At 43.1% G+C, this 4,527-nt stretch carries 2 protein-coding genes; both read left to right on the forward strand.

Features of this window, described 5'->3' with window-relative positions:
• Positions 1 to 1,543: glutamine--fructose-6-phosphate transaminase (isomerizing) (gene glmS / locus SMIDD26_RS01340; protein ID WP_246746842.1), on the forward strand; the 1,543-nt coding region annotated here is incomplete at its 5' end.
• Between the two features lie 788 nt (positions 1,544 to 2,331).
• A partial coding sequence (locus SMIDD26_RS11215) for a DUF1542 domain-containing protein (RefSeq protein WP_134990099.1) occupies positions 2,332 to 4,527 on the forward strand: 2,196 nt, incomplete at its 3' end.

Consider the following 4,527-nt stretch of genomic DNA (forward strand, 5'->3'; position numbering starts at 1 on the left):
GACAGAACGTTTTGTCTTGGTGCACAACGGGGTGATTGAGAACTACCTTGAAATCAAGGAAGAATACCTTGCAGGACACCACTTCAAGGGGCAAACAGATACGGAAATCGCCGTTCACTTGATTGGAAAATTTGCAGAAGAAGATGGCTTGTCAGTTCTTGAAGCCTTCAAAAAAGCTCTTCACATTATCCGTGGTTCTTATGCCTTCGCCTTGGTTGACTCACAAGATCCTGAAGTTATCTACGTAGCTAAGAATAAATCACCACTTTTGATTGGTCTTGGAGAAGGCTATAACATGGTCTGCTCAGATGCTATGGCTATGATTCGTGAGACCAACCAATACATGGAAATTCATGACCAAGAGTTGGTCATCGTCAAGGCTGATAGCGTAGAAGTTCAAGACTATGATGGCAACAGTCGTGAGCGTGCTAGCTATACTGCGGAACTTGACTTGTCAGATATTGGGAAGGGAACTTATCCTTACTACATGCTTAAGGAAATTGATGAGCAACCAACTGTTATGCGTAAACTCATCCAAGCCTACACAGATGAGGCTGGACAAGTAGTGGTTGACCCTGCTATCATTAAGGCTGTTCAAGATGCAGACCGCATCTACATCCTTGCAGCTGGAACATCTTACCACGCAGGATTTGCTTCTAAGAAGATGCTGGAAGAATTGACGGATACACCAGTTGAACTTGGAATCTCATCTGAGTGGGGTTACGGTATGCCACTTCTCAGCAAAAAACCACTCTTCATCTTTATCAGTCAGTCTGGTGAAACAGCTGATAGCCGTCAGGTTTTGGTCAAGGCCAATGAAATGGGGATTCCGAGCTTGACAGTAACAAATGTCCCAGGTTCAACTCTTTCACGTGAAGCCAACCATACCATGCTCCTTCATGCAGGACCTGAAATTGCCGTAGCCTCAACCAAGGCCTATACAGCGCAAATCGCAGCCCTTGCCTTCCTTGCAAAAGCAGTCGGAGAAGCAAATGGCAATGCTAAAGCGCAAGCCTTTGATTTGGTGCATGAGTTGTCAATTGTAGCTCAGTCTATCGAATCAACTCTTTCAGAGAAAGAAACCATTGAAGCCAAGGTTCGTGAGCTTCTTGAAACAACTCGCAATGCCTTTTATATTGGGCGTGGTCAAGATTACTACGTAGCTATGGAAGCAAGCCTTAAACTCAAAGAGATTTCTTACATCCAGTGTGAAGGCTTTGCGGCAGGAGAGCTCAAGCACGGAACTATTGCCTTGATTGAAGAAGGAACGCCTGTTTTGGCCCTCTTGTCCGATCCAGTCCTTGCCAACCACACTCGTGGAAATATCCAAGAGGTCGCAGCCCGTGGTGCCAAGGTTCTCACTATAGCAGAAGAGAATGTTGCTAAAGAGACAGACGATATCGTCCTTACGACCGTACATCCTTACCTCTCACCAATTTCGATGGTCGTGCCAACGCAATTGGTCGCTTACTTTGCAACTCTGCATCGTGGCCTTGATGTGGATAAACCACGTAACCTTGCTAAGTCAGTAACGGTAGAATAAACTAAAAAAGTCTAGTTATCTAGGCTTTTTCTTGTGGTACGACTTATCCCTTGAGGTCGGTCGCTAGAAAGAGAGAACGACAGATTGAAGTAATACTATAGTAAAATGAAATAAAAACAGGACAAATTAATCAGGACAGTCAAATTAATTTCTAGCAATATTTTAGAAGTCAATACGTACTATTCTAGTTTCAATATACTATGCTTCGTTATTGGGCGCTTACACTTGATTTGCTTCAGGTGGTTTTTATACTCTTCCAAAATCTCATCAAACCCCGTCAGTCTCGCCTTACCGTAGGTATCTTACTGACCAAGCTAGTGATGGACTTAGAATAGGTGATTTGGAGCGTCCTAGCGGCTAGGAAATGCTGATCATAGTCCTTTGCTGAGGATAGGGGGTAACACTCAATTGTTGACCTAATTGATAGGAAGGGAATTACTATAAAATACTCAGCCTTCTATCATATATTTCGAAATGTATGTGTAACCAAAATGTAATAATATTGTAACATTGGCGCAGAGGATGTTGAGCATATATAAATGTAGTATAACTATTGTATCTTTGTTGAAAAATAGGCTGTATCAAAAGGTTTTATATGTCTGCGCATATATATATATATATATATATAATGTCGTCTTTTTTCTTGCATTTCCTGACTCTATACTATCAACGATGGGGTTGATTTGTATGTCAGAAGTGTTACTATATAATTGATATATTATCGTCTGTCGGCTTTTTGCGCGCTTTCTAAGCTCGGGGAAGCTCTCAGGCGAGGAAAGGATTCACTTATGTTCAAGAAAAAGAATGATGGTAATGGAGAGAAAATTTTCCGTTATTCTATTCGTAAATACCATTTTGGGGCTGCTAGCGTTGCGGTTGCGGCTCTGATGTTCTTTGCAAATGGGGTGCAAGCGCAGGCACCTGCAGTATCTTCGGCAACAGCCAGTGATGTAGTTGCTGGATCTGCTGGAAATTCAGATGGGGAACCACAGGAGTCAGATGGGGAAGAGCCAGAGAAGGTCTCTCAGACTGAACCGTCGGCTGAGCTCAAGTCTACAGGGGAGTCAAACTCTCCAGAGACTAAAACCGAGGACGCTAGTAAGGGGCAGGAAACAGCTGGCCTTGCTCCTATCAAACCAGAGACGAAGCCAGTTGCTCAAGAAACTTCTCAAGGAGGAGCAGTAAAAGAGCAAGACCAGCCCACATCTGCCACTAAAACGACAGAAGCTAAATCACTCCAAGGCAATCTGCAAGCTTTGTTGGAAAAACTAACTCTTAGCTCCATGAAAGCGCTCCACGATGAAGTGGAAGCAGGTCTAGCAGCAGCTAAGGCAGTTTTGGACGACCCAAATGCGACGCAAGCGCAAGTTGATGAGCAAGTAAGAGCTATGGAAGAACTGACGAGCCGTGTCAATCAAGCCTTGAAGCCATCGCTACCAAAATTGACAGACTTGGGTGAAGCAAGTTCGACAAATAATAAGCTTGTCGAACCAAACGGAACTGCAACTGAGCAAGCAACTGGTGGAAAGCGTCGTAAAAGAGGTGGTTTGAGCCAAGCCACACCAGCTGTAGATCAGGCGAATCCAGAAACTGTAGGTAACTCAGAAAAAACTGAATCTAGTGAAAAGCCTAGTCGACAAGAACTCCCAACCTACACCAATACGACAGAAGGTGAAAACGGCGTCTATGGACTAAAAGATGAATTAGAGTCTATTGTCAAACGACTTAAAGAAAATCAAGCGTCGGAAGATAAAATCCAAGCAGCAAAAGCAGCAGCTGATAAGTTCAATGAAGCTTTTTCTAAGGGTGATACCATCAGCCAAGAAGATTTTGCCGCCGCCCTAGTCGACCTGAAAAAATCCCGAGACCTCATCGAAGGAGTGCTGGAAGAAAAATATGGAGAAGAGACTACAGCTGGAGGAGTAACCCTGCAACCACGTGATGGTGGCTACTCTGACTTTCGTAGTTCGAGAGTTACAAGAGCTGCAAGAGCTGGCGAAAACTACTCTCAGGACTTTCTAACAGCTAGAGAAAGTTACTTTGAGAGGACGGGCGACAAAAATCATTCTCCTTACGATAAGTATACTTATGTATTCTTCTCAGACAGACGTCCGAGAGATAATTCTACTGCATTTATTAAGGATGGATATAAGTATCTAAACGTCACAGTAAAACCTACTGATAACGGTTTTAGATGGACATTTGAAATCAATAAAGATAATCATAGGAGATTGCCAGGTCTCACAGAAGTGTGGTTCACTGTCCCAAGCGGGCAAACCGTTAAAACGGATACTGTAGGAATCAGTTATCATGACCGTGGCGGGGGAACATATGCTCCGTCTCAAGATGGTCGAGATTTGGTAGAAAAATTAAATAAGACAAATCTAGGGTTCCGTGACGTTACAAAAGGAACCATTTCGAATAGTGGTCTCCGTAGACGATTAGGGCCTTTATCTGCTCCACGCGGGAGTTTAGAGGAGTTGGCTAGATCGGGAGCTTATGGTGCTCAACCTTACGAAAGACGATTTGAAAGTCGGGAAAATCAAGCTATTTCCAATGAAAAAATATCTAATATAAAAAAAGATGCCAATGCATCATTATATTACCTTCAACTTCCTGACTCAGATAGATCCTATCAACTAAGCTTTGAAACTAAGGGAAATAATGATCTTGGTAAACTAGACTATGCAGCAGGGATGCGCGGAAAAGACGGAAATGAAGTTTTCCTTGTGAACCAATGGCACTCTAGAACTACTTCGGAATTCAAAGAGGACGCTCTTAAACAAATAGAGCAAGCAAAAAGAGATAAAAATAATAGTATTAGTGGCAATAGAAATTTGTCCCAAGTGGAGAAAAATGGCGAGACTGCAAAAGTAAACACATTTGCAAGGCGAGCTACAGATGGAATCAATAAGGCTCAGAATATCGGTGACGTCGAGAATTCCCTACAACAAGGCTTGAGTGACATTAGGGGTGTTAACCCA

Source organism: Streptococcus mitis (assembly GCF_001579035.1).
Taxonomy (GTDB): Bacteria; Bacillota; Bacilli; order Lactobacillales; family Streptococcaceae; genus Streptococcus; species Streptococcus mitis_J.